Origin of the sequence: Rugamonas sp. DEMB1, assembly GCF_029834475.1 — a bacterium.
Taxonomy (GTDB): Bacteria; Pseudomonadota; Gammaproteobacteria; order Burkholderiales; family Burkholderiaceae_D; genus Rugamonas; species Rugamonas rubra.
The window spans coordinates 4,465,345-4,484,360 of record NZ_CP122407.1 but is presented as its reverse complement, the minus strand read 5'-3'; the positions used below and the strand labels follow the sequence as shown (position 1 = coordinate 4,484,360).

Annotated in this window: 20 protein-coding genes; 15 read left to right on the top strand and 5 right to left on the bottom strand. The window is 64.8% G+C overall.

The genetic code is table 11. The features are described from left to right. Window positions 1-49 precede the first annotated feature (49 nt). From QC826_RS20705 to QC826_RS20685, 5 genes are all read left to right on the top strand, one after another. Window positions 50-358 (top strand): DUF2282 domain-containing protein, encoded by a 309-nt coding sequence (locus QC826_RS20705; protein ID WP_279762244.1) that lies wholly within the window; start codon window positions 50-52, stop codon window positions 356-358. A gap of 20 nt (window positions 359-378) precedes the next feature. Further along, on the top strand, window positions 379-1,728 hold the full coding sequence (locus tag QC826_RS20700; RefSeq protein WP_279762243.1) for an RHS repeat-associated core domain-containing protein: 1,350 nt from the start codon (window positions 379-381) through the stop codon (window positions 1,726-1,728). An 8-nt stretch (window positions 1,729-1,736) separates the two neighbouring features. Beyond that, complete coding sequence (locus QC826_RS20695) at window positions 1,737-2,030, top strand: hypothetical protein (RefSeq protein ID WP_279762242.1); 294 nt, start codon at window positions 1,737-1,739, stop codon at window positions 2,028-2,030. Between the two features lie 197 nt (window positions 2,031-2,227). Beyond that, complete coding sequence (locus tag QC826_RS20690; protein ID WP_279766553.1) at window positions 2,228-2,701, top strand: RHS repeat-associated core domain-containing protein; 474 nt, start codon at window positions 2,228-2,230, stop codon at window positions 2,699-2,701. 2 nt (window positions 2,702-2,703) lie between these two features. Then, a complete protein-coding gene (locus tag QC826_RS20685; protein ID WP_279762241.1) occupies window positions 2,704-3,108 on the top strand; it encodes a hypothetical protein in 405 nt (134 codons plus the stop codon). Between the two features lie 90 nt (window positions 3,109-3,198). Here the strand turns inward: QC826_RS20685 and QC826_RS20680 are convergent, their stop codons facing one another. Continuing rightward, window positions 3,199-4,155, bottom strand: coding sequence for an IS1595 family transposase (locus tag QC826_RS20680; RefSeq protein ID WP_279766524.1), 957 nt, complete (start codon window positions 4,153-4,155; stop codon window positions 3,199-3,201). 255 nt (window positions 4,156-4,410) lie between these two features. Here QC826_RS20680 and QC826_RS20675 point away from each other — a divergent pair, with 255 nt between their 5' ends. The 6 genes from QC826_RS20675 to QC826_RS20650 all read left to right on the top strand — a co-directional run bounded on the left by QC826_RS20675 (window position 4,411) and on the right by QC826_RS20650 (window position 9,935). After that, complete coding sequence (locus QC826_RS20675; RefSeq protein ID WP_279762240.1) at window positions 4,411-4,719, top strand: DUF2282 domain-containing protein; 309 nt, start codon at window positions 4,411-4,413, stop codon at window positions 4,717-4,719. 18 nt (window positions 4,720-4,737) lie between these two features. Continuing rightward, window positions 4,738-6,930: an RHS repeat-associated core domain-containing protein gene (locus QC826_RS20670; RefSeq protein ID WP_279762239.1), complete on the top strand. Its 2,193-nt coding sequence runs from the start codon at window positions 4,738-4,740 to the stop codon at window positions 6,928-6,930. 27 nt (window positions 6,931-6,957) lie between these two features. Beyond that, a complete protein-coding gene (locus QC826_RS20665; RefSeq protein ID WP_279762238.1) occupies window positions 6,958-7,443 on the top strand; it encodes a hypothetical protein in 486 nt (161 codons plus the stop codon). 232 nt (window positions 7,444-7,675) lie between these two features. Beyond that, complete coding sequence (locus QC826_RS20660; RefSeq protein ID WP_279762237.1) at window positions 7,676-7,984, top strand: DUF2282 domain-containing protein; 309 nt, start codon at window positions 7,676-7,678, stop codon at window positions 7,982-7,984. Between the two features lie 18 nt (window positions 7,985-8,002). Then, complete coding sequence (locus QC826_RS20655; RefSeq protein ID WP_279762236.1) at window positions 8,003-9,286, top strand: hypothetical protein; 1,284 nt, start codon at window positions 8,003-8,005, stop codon at window positions 9,284-9,286. Between the two features lie 232 nt (window positions 9,287-9,518). Further along, a complete protein-coding gene (locus tag QC826_RS20650) occupies window positions 9,519-9,935 on the top strand; it encodes a hypothetical protein (protein WP_279762235.1) in 417 nt (138 codons plus the stop codon). A 167-nt stretch (window positions 9,936-10,102) separates the two neighbouring features. Here QC826_RS20650 and QC826_RS20645 read toward each other — a convergent pair whose 3' ends face one another. Further along, window positions 10,103-10,363 (bottom strand): hypothetical protein, encoded by a 261-nt coding sequence (locus QC826_RS20645; RefSeq protein ID WP_279762234.1) that lies wholly within the window; start codon window positions 10,361-10,363, stop codon window positions 10,103-10,105. 168 nt (window positions 10,364-10,531) lie between these two features. Further along, window positions 10,532-11,941 carry an L-cystine transporter gene (locus QC826_RS20640; RefSeq protein WP_279762233.1) on the bottom strand — a complete coding sequence of 470 codons (1,410 nt, stop codon included), beginning with the start codon at window positions 11,939-11,941 and terminating at the stop codon, window positions 10,532-10,534. 253 nt (window positions 11,942-12,194) lie between these two features. On the opposite strand from QC826_RS20640, the gene QC826_RS20635 reads away from it, so the two are divergent. Both QC826_RS20635 and QC826_RS20630 read left to right on the top strand, forming a co-directional pair. Next, window positions 12,195-12,671: a hypothetical protein gene (locus tag QC826_RS20635; protein ID WP_279762232.1), complete on the top strand. Its 477-nt coding sequence runs from the start codon at window positions 12,195-12,197 to the stop codon at window positions 12,669-12,671. An 11-nt stretch (window positions 12,672-12,682) separates the two neighbouring features. Next, complete coding sequence (locus QC826_RS20630) at window positions 12,683-13,147, top strand: hypothetical protein (RefSeq protein ID WP_279762231.1); 465 nt, start codon at window positions 12,683-12,685, stop codon at window positions 13,145-13,147. 68 nt (window positions 13,148-13,215) lie between these two features. Here the strand turns inward: QC826_RS20630 and QC826_RS20625 are convergent, their stop codons facing one another. Continuing rightward, window positions 13,216-14,916: an alkaline phosphatase family protein gene (locus QC826_RS20625; RefSeq protein ID WP_279762230.1), complete on the bottom strand. Its 1,701-nt coding sequence runs from the start codon at window positions 14,914-14,916 to the stop codon at window positions 13,216-13,218. A 183-nt stretch (window positions 14,917-15,099) separates the two neighbouring features. After that, the gene (gene ppk2, locus QC826_RS20620) at window positions 15,100-16,008 is read right to left on the bottom strand and encodes a polyphosphate kinase 2 (protein WP_093390950.1); all 909 of its coding nucleotides are present in this window, start codon (window positions 16,006-16,008) and stop codon (window positions 15,100-15,102) included. Between the two features lie 318 nt (window positions 16,009-16,326). Between ppk2 and QC826_RS20615 the strand changes: the two genes are divergently transcribed. Continuing rightward, window positions 16,327-17,958 carry a methyl-accepting chemotaxis protein gene (locus tag QC826_RS20615; RefSeq protein WP_279762229.1) on the top strand — a complete coding sequence of 544 codons (1,632 nt, stop codon included), beginning with the start codon at window positions 16,327-16,329 and terminating at the stop codon, window positions 17,956-17,958. A gap of 153 nt (window positions 17,959-18,111) precedes the next feature. After that, complete coding sequence (locus QC826_RS20610) at window positions 18,112-18,960, top strand: lipase family protein (protein WP_279762228.1); 849 nt, start codon at window positions 18,112-18,114, stop codon at window positions 18,958-18,960. Window positions 18,961-19,016 lie beyond the last annotated feature (56 nt).

The window sequence follows — 19,016 nt, the reverse complement described above, 5'->3', positions numbered from 1 at the left end:
GCAGCGCAAACTGATCCACTCGCACGAAGTACTTTTTGAAAGAAACGACATGAAAGATAAGCGCTTATTGCTTGCCGCCGTGCTGGCGGCATGTTGCGCCGCGAGCGTGGCGGAGGTCACCGATCTGGAATCGACGCCTGCGGTTTCCCGCAAGAAGGAGCGGGATAGGAACAAGGACGTCGCCAAGATGGAGAAGTGCTTTGGCGTCGCCAAAGCGGGGAAAAACGATTGCGCGGCTGTCGCCGGCGTGCACAGCTGCGCCGGCCAGGCCCATGCCGATCTCGGCGGCAAGGACTGGAAGTACGTGGTGAAGGGCAGCTGCGAAAAAATCGGTGGCAAACTGATCGCGCCGAAGTAGCGCGGTTGAGGGCGCGCCTGATGACGCGCGACCGCGACGGTCGCATCAGCCAACTGGCCGGCGGCGCCGTCCACCAGCTCGACTTCGGCTACAACCGGGCCGACGCGATCAACTCGCTGGCCGACGGCGCGAACCCGGCCATGAGCGCCACGCTGGGCTACGACGCGGCGACGCGGCTGAACGCGGTGCAGCGCGCCGGCGACGCGCAGGGCTTCGGCTACGACCCGGCGGGCAACCGCAACAGCCAGAGCCGGAAGGGCGTCAACTACACCGTCACGCCGGACGCGCAGAGCAACCGCCTGGCCTACTGGGGCGGCGGCGGGGCGTCGCGCAGCTTCGCCTACGACGCAGTGGGCAACTTGTCGGCGGAGACGCGCCAGGACGGCAGCCGCGGCTACGCCTACGGGCCGTTCAACCGCATGGACCGGGCCTATGTCAACGGCGCCCTGGCGGCGGAGTACGGCAGCAACGGCTTCGACCAGCGCGCCTACAAGGTGGCGGCGGGCGTGGCCACCAAGTATGTCTACGCGGCGGACGGCCGGCTGCTCGCCGAGGTGGGCGCGCAGAGCACCAGCTATGTGTGGTTGGGCGGAGAGTTGCTGGGCATCGCGCGCGGCGGCCAGTTCTACGCCAGCCACAACGACCAGCTGGGCCGGCCGGAGGTGTTGACCAACAACGGCGCGGCCGTGGTGTGGCGCGCCGAGAACGCGGCGTTCGACCGCCGCGTGGCGCTCGACAGCGTCGGCGGCTTGAACCTGGGCTTCCCCGGGCAGTATTATGATGGCGAGACGGGGCTCTGGTACAACTGGCATCGCTACTATGACGCCGCGCTGGGGCGGTACATCCAGAGCGATCCGATCGGGCTCGCCGGTGGAACTAATACCTATGCGTATGTCGGTGGCAATCCGTTGAGTTCCATTGATCCGGATGGCTTGTGTGCCTGCGGAAACCCTGCAGCTGTGCTTGCGGCTGCGCGCGCTGATAAGCGGGACTGGAGTAAGGCTGCAGATCGTTCGGATGTCAACTCCGGATTCGGGGAAAACACGTATAAATGCAATCTCTTTGCCGATACTCAATACGAAGCGGCTGGGTACGACCTTCCGAATATTGGAGGGGGGGCGCTTGCACAACTGTTTGGAAAAAATCCGCCTGGCGCCCAAAGCTTGTCCACCCCGAACTACTCTGTTCCGAATTGGCCGGTTGTTTCCGTAGGGCGGAGCGGAGATTTGATCGCCTCAAATGGACATGTCGGTATCATAAGTGGCCCGGGTCGAACAATTTCAGCTTCAACCAAGGGCGTCGTGGAAAATGATTGGGGATTTCGGTCAGGTCAAGTCTCAGTTATTCGTCGCTGCAGTTGCGGAAATTAAGGAACATTATGCGTACTTGGCCTCGTGGTGCATATATTTTGCCAATTGTTTTGTTCGTTATTTTCGGATTTGGTATTGGCATTATTTTTACGGAAACTCGAGCTTCCTATAGGGCAGTGGGATTTAATGATGGACAAATTGAACAACGTGAGCAGATGATGAAGAAGATAGAGAGGCTAGGAGCGGTCGAGGAATGCAAGAAGTATCGACCAGAAGCCAAGCCGATGGAATTTTTGTCGGTCAAGGCAGATTCGATTTTCATCATTGCGAACGAACGCGGTGAAATTCGATTTTGCCGTTGAACTGTATTGCGGGACGGGGGCTAGTTCCGGTCGAGATGCCCACAGAAATGCCTTGTCTCGCGCGCGCAAGCCAGAATGCATGTCTAGGAGAACTCGCAACGATGCGGGAACGGCATCTGAATTTAGCAGCTACAAGCGACTGATTCGACTAGGGGAAGTAGCGAAATTTAGGGAGAAGCGCGTCAGGTGGGCGGTACATCCAGAGCGATCCTATCGGGCTGGCTGGTGGTGTGAACACCTATGCCTATGTTGAGGGCAATCCCTTGACCTTCGTTGATCCACTTGGTTTGGAAAAATGGATACTGTTACCGTCCTCCGATCTCAACTACGCAGCAGCTGCAGCTGCTCCAGATATTTCCGGTACCCTCAGCATCTATTCGCATGGATCCCCAAATTCTGCTAACGGATGGAATGCCAAAGAACTCGCTAAGCAAATTGAGGGCAGCGGCATGTGGAAACCCGGAATGAAAGTCGTTTTGGATGCTTGTCTGACGGGCGCAGGTGAAAACATAGCGAAAAATTTTAGAAGTAATGTGTCCGCGCCAAACTCACGCGCCCTTACTTGGGGAAAGCGAGATCTTGGACCGTGGCATTCCTGGAATATTCCACGTACTCAAAGGACTATCCCCCTATGGCCAGGTAAGTATATTGAGTTTGGTGAGGGAGGTTAACAATGCGCCGCAGAGTGATCGTTGGCATTGGATTATTGGTCCTAGCGCTGGGTGGAACTTTCTTAATCTTGCCTGTCTCGGATTGCGATGAAATTAACGCGCAAGAGAAAAAATTGACGGAGTTGGCCGGGCAAGGCGATTTGCAGGCGGTGTCTGCCCTATTTGCTCTGAGCCGGCAGCGGCAGGTGCCTGCACTTGAAGAGGTATGGGCGTTGGAGGGGGCACTTTTTGGCGATCCTGGGTTCCAAAAAGAATACGTCATTTTTTTTAAGACCCGTTTTGACCGTACTCGGCAGGAACGGGTTATTAAATATCTTCAAGAAAAGCGAGACAAGCCTGGCGCCAAATGTTTAACCAGTCTTCTAACTGGCGTTCCGCCTCAGCCTGCTACGTGCCCGTCGTCCTGAACGCGGACCCGTGGATGCAGTAGAACCTTCCTCATATATCAAAGAGAGGAAAAAGTGGGAGGCAAGCTTGAACATTGCAGCTTGACCTGATTATGTTCTTACATCAGCCTTTCCCAGCACCAACCGTTTCGGGCACGGCCTCGTCTGTGCCAGCGCGACCGCCAATCGCGGCACCATGGCGGCCATGTCGGCGCGGCGGTTGAAGCGATACTGGACCTCGGCGAGGTATCGCCGGGCATACTTCGCGAATTTAAACGCGTGGTGCGTCCCGGACAGGGCCGTTTTCAGGTTCCCCAACAAGACGTTGAGCCATTTGAACGGTTCGATCTCCGTGCCCGCCTTACCGCGCGGCGCCAGCACCACCTTGTGCGTATAGCCCAGCTTTTCGAGCACTTCGAAACCCAGCAGCCCGTCGGACAAGACGCAGCTTCCCGGCGCCACAGCCAAGCGCGCCCAGGGCGTCAGTGCCTTGAACGAGAACCCGGCCACCGGATCGAAGCGCACGCGCTGCGGCCTCCCTTCGCACATCTCAACGGCGGCGACAAAGGCCACCTTGTTCGACGAGCCGCGTCCTGGGCCGCCACCGGTACGCTCGCCGCCCAGATACGCGTCATCGACCCGGACATCGCCCCGCAGCGGCCGATCGGCCTCGCGCTGGGCCATCACCTCCATCAGCTTGTGCTTGAGCAGCCAGGCGGCCTTCCAGGAGATGCCCAGCTGCCGCATCATGGCCAGCGCGGCGATGTTCGTCTTCGACTGCGTCACCAGGTAGATCGCCAAGTACCACTTCGTCAACGGCAGGCGGCCATGTTCCATCACCGTTCCGGCACGCAGGCTGGTTTGATGCCGACAGGCGCCGCACTGCCAGTAGCGCAGTTCCCGCCGCTTGAATTCGTAAGCGGCGCCATGGCCGCAGCAAGGGCAAATGAATCCCTGTGGCCACCGCGCCTTGATGAACGCCGCCTCGCATTGCTCCTCGGTGCCGTAGTCGCGCAAGAACGCAGGCAGCGACAGCCCCTTCTGAAACTGAATCCCGTTGATCGTCATCATCGTCCCCCTCAGTGGCTCTGCCATCCTGATAGGTTTGACTCAACAGGAGTGGAAAAGTTCTGACGAACGAACATAATCAGGGAGCTTGATATCTACTGAAGAACGTTCTTGTCGGGACTATTTTGATAGGGACAATGGCGGTGCTGCACTGCCGACGCAATCGCTAGCAAGCACAGTCCGGCCGGAGCCCCCGAGAGCTGCTGGGGGCGCAAGCTGATCCATCCGTACTAAGTATTTTTTGAAAGAAATGATATGAAAGATAAGAGTTTGTTGCTTGCCGCCGTGTTGGCGGCATTTTGCGCCGCGAGCGCGGCGGAGGTCACCGACCAAGAGCCGACGCCTGCGGTTTCCCGCAAGAAGGAGCGGGATAGGAACAAGGACGTCGCCAAGATGGAGAAGTGCTTCGGCGTCGCCAAGGCGGGGCAAAACGATTGCGCGGCTGTCGCCGGTGTGCATAGCTGCGCCGGCCAGGCCCATGCCGATCTCGGCGGCAAGGACTGGAAATACGTGGTTAAAGGCAGCTGCGAAAAAATCGGCGGCAAGCTGGTCGCACCGAAGTAGCGCGGCTGACGGCATTCGTTGACGCTCGATACCGCCATCGCCTACGGCCGCCTGGAACGCGCGACGACGACCGACCTGGTCAGCGGCGAACAGCGCAGGCTCGAGTACGCCTACGACTTCCGCCCGAACGGCGGCACGCCGGGCGAGTTCAGCGCCAGTACGGCGCTCGACTCCCTGGGGCGGCCCTATACGATGAGCGGCAACAACAGCCAGCGGGTGGAGTACCGCTACGACGCCAACGGCAACCTGCTGTCCCGCACGGACGCCGAGGGCCACGCCACGGTGTACGAGTACGACGGGCAGCAACGGCTGGTGAAGGAGACCGCGCCGGACGGCGGCGTGACGCAGTTGCACTACGACGGCGCCGGCAACCTGGAATGGGTGCGCGATCCGCGCCCCTTGCAGACCAGCTTCACCTACAACGGCTTTGGCGACAAGCTGAGCCAAACCAGCCCCGACACCGGCCTGAGCAGTTACCGCTACGAGCTGGCCGGCCGCCTAGTGAGCGAGACGCGGGCCGACGGCAAGACGGTCGCCTACGGCTGGGACGCCCTGAACCGGATGACCTCGCGCAGCGGCGGCGGCCGCACCGACAGCTTCGTGTACGACCAGGGCGCCTACGGCCTGGGCCACCTGAGCTCGATGAACGACGCGACCGGCCAAACCGTCTACACCTACAAGGCCGACGGCCAACTGGCGTCGCAGGCGACGAGCATCGTCGCCAACGGCGCCGGCAGCAGCCACACCACCTCCTGGACCTACGACGCCGCCGGCCGGCCGCAGACCATGAGCTATCCCGCCGGGCTGGTGTTGACCTACGGCTACGACGGCTACGGCCGCCTGGCCAGCATCGCCAGCAACCTCGGCGGCACCTGGGCGACGCTGGCCAGTTCCATGCTCTACCAGCCGGCGAGCGGGACGCTCTACGGCTGGAAGTTCGGCAACGGCCTGCCGCGCCTGGTGACGCTCGACAACGACGGCCGCATCAGCCAACTGGCCGGCGGCGCCGTCCACAAGCTCGACCTCGGCTACAACCGGGCCGACGCGATCAACTCGCTGACCGACGGCGCGAACCCGGCCATGAGCGCCACGCTGGGCTACGACGCGGTGACGCGGCTGAACGCGGTGCAGCGCGCCGGCGACGCGCAAGGCTTCGGCTACGACCCGGCGGGCAACCGCAACAGCCAGAGCCGGAAGGGCGTCAACTACACCGTCACGCCGGACGCGCAGAGCAACCGCCTGGCCTACTGGGGCGGCGGCGGGGCGTCGCGCAGCTTCGCCTACGACGCGGTGGGCAACCTGGCGGCGGAGACGCGCCAGGATGGCAGCCGCGGCTATGCCTACGGGCCGTTCAACCGCATGGACCGGGCCTACGTCAACGGCGCCCTGGTGGCGGACTACGGCAGCAACGGCTTCGACCAGCGCGCCTACAAGGTGGCGGCGGGCGTGGCCACCAAGTATGTCTACGCGGCGGACGGCCGGCTGCTCGCCGAGGTGGGCGCGCAGAGCACCAGCTATGTGTGGCTGGGCGGGCAGTTGCTCGGCATCGCGCGCGGCGGCCAGTTCTACGCCAGCCACAACGACCAGCTGGGCCGGCCGGAGGTGTTGACCAACAACGGCGCGGCCGTGGTGTGGCGCGCCGAGAACGCGGCGTTCGACCGCCGCGTGGCGCTCGACAGCGTCGGCGGCTTGAACCTGGGCTTCCCCGGGCAGTATTATGATGGCGAGACGGGGCTCTGGTACAACTGGCATCGCTACTATGACGCCGCGCTCGGGCGGTATATCCAGAGCGATCCGATTGGGCTGGCGGGGGGGATCAATACGTATGCATATGTCGGAGGGAACCCTATCGGCAGAGTTGACCCTTCCGGCCTTCGCCCGCTAACGGAATGCGAGAAGAACGTTATGTCCGGCTTCGATATTCCCCAAGTCGATTTGGATAGTGCCGACCTCCATGACGGTGAAGTCCCTAGCTATTTGAGCAAGAATATGGCGGGTATTACTCGTGGGAATGATATCTATTTCAGACCTGGAGTATATGATTCGAAGACGGTTGGAGGAATGGCGATATTGGGGCATGAACTTGTTCACGTTGGGCAGTATCGCAATGGAATGACATGGTTCTCTTATGGGCTGGAGTCGATTCGAAACGGTTATGAGAATAACAAGTACGACTGGCCCGGCCTATCAAATGACGAGCCGGATCGTTGACAAACTATCGAAAAATGGAGGTGCTTCGTGCGGCTGCCCATAGCTAGACAGAAAGCAACAATGGCCTCAGTAATTCTGTTGTCGCTGGCTCAACTAAGTTGCGCATTTGCTGGCTCAGTTGAGCACTATTGCGCGAGCGTCGGCTACGAATTTTTTTACGACATCGCGCGGGCGCAGCGCGAATTCGCAACATTTCCATTGGGGAAAAAATACGACGTTCTTATTTGCGCCAGTCATGGAACTCATCCACCTAGACTCGAATTTGCGTCCTTGTTCGCAGGCGAAGGGGAGCGTGGAGCAGTTCTATTAAGAGAAAATCTCCTTGAAGCTGCAGATGATTTGACCGTTCGGGATATAGGCTATGCGCTGCTCAGAATGCAGGAACTTGGAACATATGACGTGCATGGGGACAATCAGCTGATGGCGACGCTGGAGCACCGTGTGAATGGAATGAAAAATGGAAGTTGGCGTGAAGTCGCGTTAGACAATCTAAAGCGGATACGCGATAGGTAACGAAGGTCGGGGATTCTCTCGGATTCATTTGCTCGCATCCTCGCATCAATTGCCAATGGCGTGCTGAAGTACATACTGAATAGCGTTCTTGCCGGGACTATTTTTTTAGGAACAATGGCGGTGCTGCACAGTCGACGCAATCGGTAGCAAGCACAGTCCGGCCGGAGCCCCGAGAGCTGCTGGGGGGCGAAAACTGATCCATCCGCAATAAGTATTTTTTGAAAGAAATGACATGAAAGATAAGAGTTTGTTGCTTGCCGCCGTGCTGGCGGCATGTTGCGCCGCGAGCGCGGCGGAGGTCACCGACCAAGAGCTGACGCCTGCGGTTTCCCGCAAGAAAGAGCGGGATAGAAACAAGGACGTCGCCAAGATGGAAAAGTGCTTTGGCGTTGCCAAGGCGGGGCAAAACGATTGCGCAGCTGTCGCGGGCGTGCACAGCTGCGCCGGCCAGGCCCATGCCGATCTCGGCGGCAAGTACTGGAAATACGTGGCGAAAGGCAGCTGCGAAAAAATCGGCGGCAAGCTGGTAGCGCCGAAGTAGCGCGGCTGAAGGCATCGGTTGACGCTCGATACCGCCATCGCCCACGGCCGCCTGGAAAGCGCGACGACCGACCTGGCCAGCGGCGAACAGCGCCGGATCGAGTACGACTACGACTTCCGCCCGAACGGCGGCACGCCGGGCGAGTTCAGCGCCAGTACGGCGCTCGACTCCCTGGGGCGGCCCTATACGATGAGCGGCAACAACAGCCAGCGGGTGGAGTACCGCTACGACGCCAACGGCAACCTGCTGTCCCGCACGGACGCCGAGGGCCACGCCACGGTGTACGAGTACGACGGGCAGCAACGGCTGGTGAAGGAGACCGCGCCGGACGGCGGCGTGACGCAGTTGCACTACGACGGCGCCGGCAACCTGGAATGGGTGCGCGATCCGCGCCCCTTGCAGACCAGCTTCACCTACAACGGCTTTGGCGACAAGCTGAGCCAAACCAGCCCCGACACCGGCCTGACCAGCTACCGCTACGACCTGGCCGGCCGCGTCGCCAGCGAGACGCGGGCCGACGGCAAGACGGTCGCCTACGGCTGGGACGCCCTGAACCGGATGACCTCGCGCAGCGGCGGCGGCCGCACCGACAGCTTCGTGTACGACCAGGGCGCCTACGGCCTGGGCCACCTGAGCTCGATGAGCGACGCGACCGGCCAAACCGTCTACACCTACAAGGCCGACGGCCAACTGGCGTCGCAGGCGACGAGCATCGTCGCCAACGGCGCCGGCAGCAGCCACACCACCTCCTGGACCTACGACGCCGCCGGCCGGCCGCAAACCATGAGCTATCCCGCCGGGCTGGTGTTGACCTACGGCTACGACGGCTACGGCCGCCTGGCCAGCATCGCCAGCAACCTCGGCGGCACCTGGGCGACGCTGGCCAGTTCCATGCTCTACCAGCCGGCGAGCGGGACGCTCTACGGCTGGAAGTTCGGCAACGGCCTGCCGCGCCTGGTGACGCTCGACAACGACGGCCGCATCAGCCAACTGGCCGGCGGCGCCGTCCACAAGCTCGACTTCGGCTACAACCGGGCCGACGCGATCAACTCGCTGACCGACGGCGCGAACCCGGCCATGAGCGCCACGCTGGGCTACGACGCGGCGACGCGGCTGAACGCCGTGCAGCGCGCCGGCGACGCGCAGGGCTTCGGCTACGACCCGGCGGGCAACCGCAACAGCCAGAGCCGGAAGGGCGTCAACTACACCGTCACGCCGGACGCGCAGAGCAACCGCCTGGCCTACTGGGGCGGCGGCGGGGCGTCGCGCAGCTTCGCCTACGACGCGGTGGGCAACTTGTGAGAAAACTGAGGATACTGCCTTTGCTGATTGTTGTAGCTGTGGCCATTGTTGCCGGGCATTGGATTGGGCGTGAATTTGCCATCGATGGCTGCCTTGATCTTGGTGGACGTTGGAACTATACAGCCGCTATGTGTGAGTATTCCGGGAATTGACGGGATGAGGAGTGAGCGCGTTTTGTCAGGGCAAACGCAGGTAAGTCCTCGTTGCATAAGTCGACAATATGGAGATGAAGATGGCACGACGTGGCTTAATGATTTTCCTTTCGTCCCTCATCGGGGGAGTGGGGGGAGCTTTTGCCGCATCGTTGATCATGTTCTGGTTCTATCCGTTGCTCCGATCCGATCTGTCGATATTTTTGCGTGATCTGTTTTCCTTCGGCGGGGTGGCGTCGGCTGCGTTCGTTTGGTTGGTCCATGTTCCCATACTCGTCGTCCTGCTGCTCTTTTGCCGGCGTTTCATGGTGGCCAGGCCTAAAAATTGGTCTTACGCGTTTTTCATGGCTGTATCGTTCCTGCCTGTTTTTATCAATCAGATTCGTCCGTTCGCATCAATTGCCGATGGGATGCTGGAGTACTTGTTCAATGCTGTTCTTGCCGGGACTATTCTGATAGGGGCAATGGCGGTGCTGCGCAGCCGGCCCAATCGGTAGCAAATACAGTCGGGACGGACACCGTCGCGCCGCCGCTGGAGTAGCGCAAGCGCATGGGCCAGGCCGACGTCAAGGCGCGTTGCTGCCGGACCACGGCAGCAAGGGCATCGACCGGCGCGCTGACATGGCGGGCGGCGGCGGGTGCTGGCGGCGGCGCGCCACGATCCTTATTTTCCGCTTGGCGGCGGCGTGGTGCTCTTGTCCTCGGCGGGCGGGGTGGTCGGTGCCGGCGTTGTCTCGGGCGCCGGTGCCGGTGTCGCTTCCGGCGCCGGCACCGGCGTGGCCGGCGTGGCGTTGTTGGTGTTGGGCGTGGTGTTGGCCGGCACCTCGTCGGTGGACCGGTCGCGGCAGGCGCCGAGCAGCGCGGCCACCAGGGCAGCGCCGAGCAGGAGGGTGGAACGACGGGGCAGGGAGGTCATGGTGTTCATGGTGTTTTCCTTTCGCTTCGCAGTGGGGGCGGCGCGCCGGACGGTGCGCGGCCAAGAATGCCCATGCTAGGCGAAAAGGAAGATTTGTGGCGCGGAAATGCCCGCGCCCGGCGCCGCGGCGATGTTGCCGCCGGCGCGGCGCGGCCCCGTGCGGGGCCGGGCCGCCGCTCAGGCGGCGCGGCTGGCGTCGCCCTCGCTGTCGACGCTGAGCTCGGCGTCGGCGTTGAACACGGCCATGTCGGTCTCGCCCAGCAGGCGGCTGGTCAGGGTGCCGGCGGTGATCGAGCCGCTGACGTTGAGGGCGGTGCGGCCCATGTCGATCAGCGGTTCGATCGAGATCAGCAGGCCGGCCAGCGCCACCGGCAGGTCCAGCGCGGACAGCACGATCAGCGCGGCGAAGGTGGCGCCGCCGCCGACCCCGGCCACGCCGACCGAGCCGATGGTGACGATGGCCAGCAGCGGGCCGATGAAGGCCAGCGTGAACGGGTCGACGCCGACGGTGGGCGCGATCATCACCGCCAGCATGGCCGGGTAGATGCCGGCGCAGCCGTTCTGGCCGATGGTCGAGCCGAACGAGGCGGCGAAGTTGGCGATGCCCTCGGGCGTGCCGAGGCGCTGCACCTGGGTCTGCACGCTGAGCGGGATCGAGCCGGCGCTGGTGCGCGAGGTGAAGGCGAAGGTGAGCACCGGCAGGATCTTCTTGACGTAGCGCAGCGGGTTCAGGCCGGCGCCGGCGACCAGCGCCAGGTGCACGCCGAACATCAGCGCCAGCGCGCTGTAGGAGGCCAGCACGAAGCTGATCAGCTTGAGGATGTCGGCGTAGCTCGAGCTCGACACCACCTGGGCCATCAGGGCGAACACGCCGTAGGGGGTGAGGCGCAGCACCAGCGTGACGATGCGCATGACGATGGCGTGGGCGACCTTGACGAACTGCTCGAACGAGGCGAACACGGCCGGCTGCTTGGCGTGGATGCCGGTGGCGGCGATGCCGATGAACAGCGAGAACACCACCACCGCGATGGTCGAGGTCTTGCGCCCGCCGGTCATGTCGAGGAAGGGGTTGGCCGGGATGAAGCTGAGCAGCATGCCGGGCAGCGAGATCGCCTTGGCGGTGGCCACCGAGCCCTGCAGGTAGGCGCCGCGCGCCACCTCGGCGGCGCTGGCGGTCAGGCCGACGGCGCTCAAGCCGAACAGCTTGGCCATCAGGATGCCGATGCCGGCCGCCACCAGCGTGGTCAGCATCAGCGTGCCGATGGTCAGCGCGCTGATCTTGCCCAGCGAGCGGGCGTTCTTCAGCTTGAGCACGGCGGAGATGATCGACACCATGATCAGCGGCATGACGACCATCTGCAGCAGCTTGACGTAGCCGCTGCCGACGATGTCGAGGTACTCGCCGGTGCTGGCCAGCACCGGCGCGCCGGCGCCGTAGAGCGCCTGCAGGCCGGCGCCGAGCACGATGCCCAGGCCGAGGCCGCTGAACACGCGCAGCGAGAACGAGGCGTGGCGCCGCTGCTGGCGGTAGAGGAAGGCGAGCACGGCCAGCGCGGCCAGCAGGTTGAGGACTACATAGATTGCCATGGGCGGCCTTGGGTTCTGGGATTGTCGGGCATTTTATCGCCTATCGGGCCGGTGCGCACGTTGGCGGCCTCCACTGTACCGCGCCGTGGCGCGGCGGCCAACGGCGTGGCGAGGAATATTTCCGCATATGGATATCCGGCGCGGCTGTATCGGCGTCCGGCGGCCGCCCCCTTTTGTCCAGCCCGGCGCTATAATCGCTGCGACCCTGGGCGACCGCCGGCAGGGCGCCGCAGATGAAAAGGAAAGCACCTCGATGAGAACATTGTTTGGCCTGTTACTACTTGCCGGCAGCGCCGCCGCCACCGCCGCCGACGACGCGGCGATGTCGCGCTGCCGCGCCATCGCCGCCGGCGCCGGCCGCCTGGCCTGCTACGACGCCATCGAGCTGGGCGCGCCGCGCGCCGCCGCGCCCGCCACGGCGCCCGCCACGGGCGCGCTGTCGATCCAGCAGCAGCAGGAGCGCTTCGGCCTGGAGAACCGCGCGCCCAAGGCGGAGCAGGAGCAGGTGAAGTCGCTCGACAGCCATATCGAGGGCGACTTCGACGGCTGGGGTCCGCGCGGCACGATACGCCTGGCCAACGGCCAGGTGTGGCGGGTCAGCGACGACAGCCAGGCCGTGCTCGACCTGCACAACCCGAAGGTGAAGGTGGTGCGCGGCCTGCTCGGCTCGGGCCACTATCTGGAGATCGAGGGCACCAACCACGCGCCGCGCGTGGCGAGGCTGAAATGAGGACGGCGCTGATGTTGTTGCTGGCGTCCGGCGCGGCCTTGGCCGACGACGCCGCGCTGCTGAGTTGCCGCGCGCTGCCGGACGGCCCGCAGCGCCTGGCCTGCTACAACGCGATTGTCGTCGCGCCGGCCGGCAGCGGGCCGGCGGCCGGCGCCAACGCCGGCGCGCCGTTCGCCGCGCCGGCCCAGGCGCCCAGCCGCGAGCAGCTGGAGCAGGCCTTCGGCAAGGAGCCGCCGGCGCTGCAGGCGCTGCGACTGGCCTCGCTGACGACCCGCGTCGCCGGCCGCTTCGACGGCTGGGTGGCCAACCAGACGATACGTCTGGCCAACGGCCAGCTGTGGCGCGTGGTCGACGGCAGCGACGACGTGCTCGACGCCGACAGCCCCGCCGCGACACTGCAGCGCGGCCTGCTGGGCGCGATCTACCTCGACATCGACGGCGCCCACCGCCGGCCGCGCGTGCTGCGCGTCGAGTAGCCCGCCTAGGCGGCCGCCGCCGGCAGTTGGTTTTTATCGTGCGCGGCCGCCCCGTGGGGCGGGCCGGCTTAGCGCAGCGTCTCGGTCAGCACGCGGCCCTCGGCGGCGGCCGGCGGCCGCACGCGCAGCAGGTGGGCCAGGGTCGGCGCGATGTCGACCACCTCGGCGTACTGGCTGTAGGCGCCCGGCTTGATCCACCGCTTGCCCATGATGATCAGCGGCACGTTGGTGTCGTAGGCGTAGGGCGAACCGTGCGAGGTGCCGCTGCCGCCCTTGCCGAAGTACCAGTAGGGCTTGGTGACCACCATCAGGTCGCCGGAGATCTGGCGGTGCCAGGCGCGCCGCATCAGCGTGCCCATGCGCGTCTCGCCGGCGCCGTTGGCCTCCAACTGGGTGCGGGTGTAGACCTGGGCGATGCCCTTGGTGTCGAGCAGGAAGCGGGCGGCGGCGTTCTCCACCTCGTCGCGTTTCAGGCCGGCCTTTTCCACGGCGGCGTAGTCCAGGTGCAGATTCGGCAGCGACCAGCTGGTGACCAGCTTGCCGGCCTTGAACTTGGCCTCCAGCTGGGCGTTCAGCGCCGCCACCATCTTGTCGCCGTCGACCCGTTGCGAGTCGATGTGCTGGCCCTGCGAGAACTCCGGCGTGTTGGGGAAGCCGTGGTCGGCGGTCAGCACGACGACCACGTTGTCCATGCCGACGCGCTGCTCGAGGTAGCCGAAGAAGCTGGCCAGCATGCGGTCCAGCCGTTGCAAGTGGTCGTGCGACATCTTGCTTTCCGGGCCGAAGGCGTGGTTGACGTAGTCGTGCGCCGACAGGCTCACGCCGAGCAGGTCGGGCACGCCGGCCGGGTTGTTGCCCAGGTTCTCGCCGGCCACGGCGGCGCGGGCGAAGTCCAGGGTCAGCTCGTCGAGGAAGGGGCTGCCCTTCAGGCGGTTGTAGTAGTCGGCGTCGAGCTGGCCGTTGTCGCTGTAATAGGAGAAGGGGAAGCGGGTGGCCACGCCGGGCTTGGCCTGGACCAGATCCTCGCTGGCGTCGCCGGCGTAGGCGGCGTCGGCCAGCAGCGGACGCCAGGTCTTGCCGTAGTAGCGGTCCTGCGGCTTGCCGGCCTGGTAGCGCTGCACCCATTCCGGGTGCGACTGCATGTAGTAGCTGCTGCTGGCGAAGTTGCCGGTCTTGTCCATGTACATGTAGGCGGTGCCGCTCTTGCCGCCGAGCAGGATCGCGCCGCGGTCCTTGCCGGACACGGCCACCACCTTGGCGCGGTTGCCGCTGGCGTAGCGCAGCTGGTCGCCCAGCGTGTCGACGCGCAGCTTGGCCGGCGAGGTGCCGTCGTGCGCCTTGGTCTCCTCGCCGATGTAGCGGTGGGCGCTGTCCTCGGTGCAGTAGACCTGCTCGTGGCTGACAGGGTCGATCCAGTTGTTGCCGACCACGCCGTGCTGGTAGGGGTAGGCGCCGGACAACACGGCGGCGTGGCCGATGGCGGTGACGGTGATGCCGTGGGCCTGGTGGGCGTTGCTGAACCAGGCGCCCTGGTCGAGCAGGCGGCGCAGGCCGCCCTGGCCGAACTGCTCGCGGTAGCGCTGCACCTGTTCCTGCGGCAGGCCGTCGACCACCAGCACCAGGATCAGTTTCGGTTGCGCGGCGGCGCTGGCGGCCGGCTTGGCGGCGGCCGGCTTGCTGTCGGCGGTGGCGGCGTTGGCGCCGCCCATGCAGGAGGCCAGCACCAGGGCGCTCAGCAGGTGTTGTGGGGCGGGGAGTTTCCGGGTCATATGCGATTTTGTCTGGGTGGAATTTGGGCGGCCCCCAGTGTAGCGCAAGATCGTGACGGCCGCGTGACGGGCGTCCGCCGCCCATGCCGCCCCCTCAAGGTGCCGGCGGCTTCCAAACCACCCAGAGGCCGAGATCCAGGGTCAGACCCTAGGGTCTGACCCTTCTTAGCCGCCGGCCGCCGCCTAGTAGATTTCCGGCACCAGGATTTCCTGCGGCACCGGCTGGCGCTCGTAGTCGTCGTGGCGCTCGCGCTGCGGCAGGTCGATGCTGCTGCGCGCCACCTCCTCGTAGGGCATTTGCTGCAGCAGGTGGTGGATGCAGTTGAGGCGGGCGCGCTTCTTGTCGACCGCCTGCACCACCCACCAAGGCGCCTCGGGGATGTGGGTGCGTTCGAGCATGATCTCCTTGGCCTTGGTGTACTCCTCCCAGCGGCGGCGCGACTCCAGGTCCATCGGGCTCAGCTTCCACTGCTTGAGCGGGTCGTGGATGCGGCCGAGGAAGCGCAGGTGCTGCTCCTCGTCGGAGATGGAGAACCAGTACTTGACCAGCTGGATGCCCGAGCGCGCCAGCATGCGTTCGAATTCGGGCACGGTGCGGAAGAACTCCTCGTACTGCTCGTCGGTGCAGAAGTTCATCACCCGCTCGACGCCGGCGCGGTTGTACCAACTCCGGTCGAACAGCACGATCTCGCCGGCGGCCGGCAGGTGCGACACGTAGCGCTGGAAATACCACTGGGTGCGCTCGCGGTCGTTGGGGGCGGGCAGGGCGGCGACGCGGCAGACGCGCGGATTGAGGCGCTGGGTGATGCGTTTGATGACGCCACCCTTGCCGGCGGCGTCGCGGCCCTCGAACAGGATCACCACCTTGTGGCCGGTGGCGACCACCCAGTCCTGCAGCTTGACCAGCTCGGCCTGCAGGCGGAACAGCTCGCGGAAGTAGGCGCGCCGCGCCGCCTTGTCGGCCTCGCTGCGGCCGCCGGCCGGGTCCGCGTAGGCGTCCTCCAGGTGGTCCTCCAGCTCCAGTTCGAGCTCCTCGTCGTAGCTGTCGGCGATGTCGCGGTGGATGCGGCTGAGTATTTCCTGGTCTTGCAAGTTCACGGTGGCGTCCTTCGTCTGAATGGTCGGCTGCCAGGCGGCGGGGTTGGCGGCCTGGAGATCAGAGTGAATGTACTCGCCAAATATGACCGACAAGTGACAGGAGGGGCGGCCTGTGCCTTAGACCGCCCCGGCGGGAACATTGATTTTATTGAAAAACACAAAAAACACACATTCGGCAATTTTTTATAAGTTTGTTGATATTGGTCAATTTCCGCGGCAAGATACCTTCATCGATCCATCGAATTGTCTCTCCCCCTCCCGTCCGATCTGTAAACCTGTTCGTCCATAATTATTGCCTCGAAGGAAATTCAAATGCGAATCGCAAACTTGAAAATTGGTGTGCGTCTGGCCGTCGGCTACGCCGCGATCCTGCTGCTGCTGGTTGGCGTGGCCGTGCTTGGTGTGGCCGGCATGCACCGCTCCAACGAGCAGCTCCACCACATCGTCGACGTCAATTCCTACAAGATCGGTTTGCTCGAGGAGATGTCCAAGTCGACCCATATCGTGTCCCGCGTCGTGCGCACCATCGCGCTGCTCGACGACGCCGCGCGGGCCGAGCAGGAGCACAAGAAGATCGACGAGGCGCGCTCGCGCTACAACACGGCCTTCGACACGCTGCAGAAGATGCGGCTGGACCAGGCCGGCCGCGACTTCGTCGCCAAGATCCACGACGACCAACTGGCGGCGCGCGCGCTCAACGACAAGTTTGCCGAGCTCAGCCGCACAGACAAGGCGGCGGCGCCCAAGTTCCTTCTCGACCAGGCCGGCCCCGCCACCGCCAAGTGGCAGGAGGCGATCGAGCAATTCATCGTCCTGCAAAGGGCCAAGAGCGGGCAGGACGAGGCGGCCGCCAAGGAAAGCTACGGCACCGCGCGCCTGTGGATGCTGCTGCTCAGCGCAGCCGCCGTGCTGCTCGGCGTCGTCATCGCCTGGTACACCACCGTTTCGATCACCACGCCGATCCGGCGCGCCGTGCAGATCGCCCGGACGGTCGCCGCCGGCGACCTGAGCCAACACATCGAGGTGGACTCGAGCGACGAGACCGGCCAGCTGTTGCAGGCGATGAAGGAGATGAACGAGAGCCTGATCGGCATCGTCGAACAGGTGCGCGCCAGCACGGAGACCATCAGCACGGCGTCCGGCGAGATCGCCACCGGCAATATGGACCTGTCCGTGCGTACCGAGCAGCAGGCCAGTTCGCTCGAGGAGACCGCCTCGTCGATGGAGGAGTTGAGCAGCACCGTCAAGCAAAACACCGACAATTCGCACCGGGCCAACCAGTTGGCGATCGCCGCCTCGGCCGTCGCCGTCAAGGGCGGCGGCGCCGTCTCGCAGGTGGTCGAGACGATGGGCATGATCAACGCCTCGTCGCAGAAGATCGTCGACATCATCGGCGTCATCGACGGCATCGCGTTCCAGACGAACATCCTGGCGCTGAACGCGGCGGTCGAGGCGGCCCGGGCCGGCGAGCAGGGCCGCGGCTTCGCCGTGGTCGCCTCGGAGGTGCGCAACCTGGCGCAGCGTTCGGCCACCGCCGCCAAGGAGATCAAGGTGCTGATTTCCGCCTCGGTCGACCAGGTGGCGCAGGGCGCGCGCCTGGTCGACCAGGCCGGACTGACGATGGACGAGGTGGTGGTGAGCATTCGCGGCGTGGCCGCCATCGTCGCCGACATCACGGCGGCCACCCGCGAGCAGAGCGCCGGGCTCGAGCAGGTCAACCAGGCCATCGTGCAGATCGACACCGTGACCCAGCAGAACGCCGCCCTGGTGGAGGAGGCCGCCGCCGCCGCCGGCTCGCTGGAGGAGCAGGCGGTGCAGTTGAGCCGGGTGGTCGGCGTGTTCAAACTGGCCGGTTCGGTGGTGGTGGCGGCCGGCGCGCGCCGCGTGGCGCGGGCCGGCGCGGCGGCGCGCCCGTCGGCGCAAGCGATCCTGCGCGCGGTCTAGGCCGCGCCTAGGCGGCGTCGCCGGCGGCGATGGTGTGGGGCAGAAGGGGAAGCGCTGCTATTCAGTTGTATATTTGAAAACGTTACAATGTGCGTCTATGTGGACGGGAAAACTGCCTACCCTTGTCTGTCCATCCATTCGAGGGGATTATCGATGAATTATGACGCTACACGCGACGCTTTGTTGCGGCCGGAACTGCATGCCACCTTCTTCGGCGGCGCCGGCGTTTTGCCGGCGCCGGCCGTTTGCGCCGAGTTGGCGCGCCTGTCCTACCTGCGCTTCGAGGACGGCGACGCCGAGCAGAAGGCCCTGCAAGACGCGCTGGCCCTTGCCGGGCTGGGCCGGGCGCACACCTTCGCCACCCGGCGCAGCAGCACCCAGGGCTATGCCGTCGTCTCGCGCGACGGCCAGGACGCCTACGTGGTGTTTCGCGGCACCCAGCCGGGCGACCCGACCGACATCGGCACCGACGCCGACATCTGCCTGCAGCCCTGGCCGCAGGGCGGCATGGTGCACACCGGCTTCGTCAAGGCGCTCGACAGCGTGTGGGACTCGGTGCAGGCCTGGCTGCTCGCCAACCCGGCGACGCGGCTGTGCTTCGTCGGCCACAGCCTGGGCGCCGGCCTGGCCACCTTGGCCTTCTCGCGCGCCGGCCTGGCCAACGCGCGCCTGGTGACCTTCGGCTCGCCGCGCGTCGGCGACCACGCCTTCGCCGCCGGCTTCCACGCGCCGGCGGTCGAGCGCTACGTCAACTGCTGCGACATCGTCCCCAGCATTCCGCCCGAGGGCTTCCTGGGCTACACCCACATTGAACCGATGCGCTACATCGACCACGCCGGCAAGCCGTACGGCGAGGGACCGGCGGCCGGCGCCATCGAGGACGACCGCGCCGGCGCGCGGCTGCGCTACCTGTTCGAGCAGGCCTGGCGGCGCGACACCTGCGCCATCCGCGACCTGGCCGACCATTCGCTGGTCAATTACATCCGCGCCTTCGTGCGTTGAGCGCGGCAACGGCAGGGGCTGCCCCCGGCTTGGTGTATTGTGTCAATACTATCCAC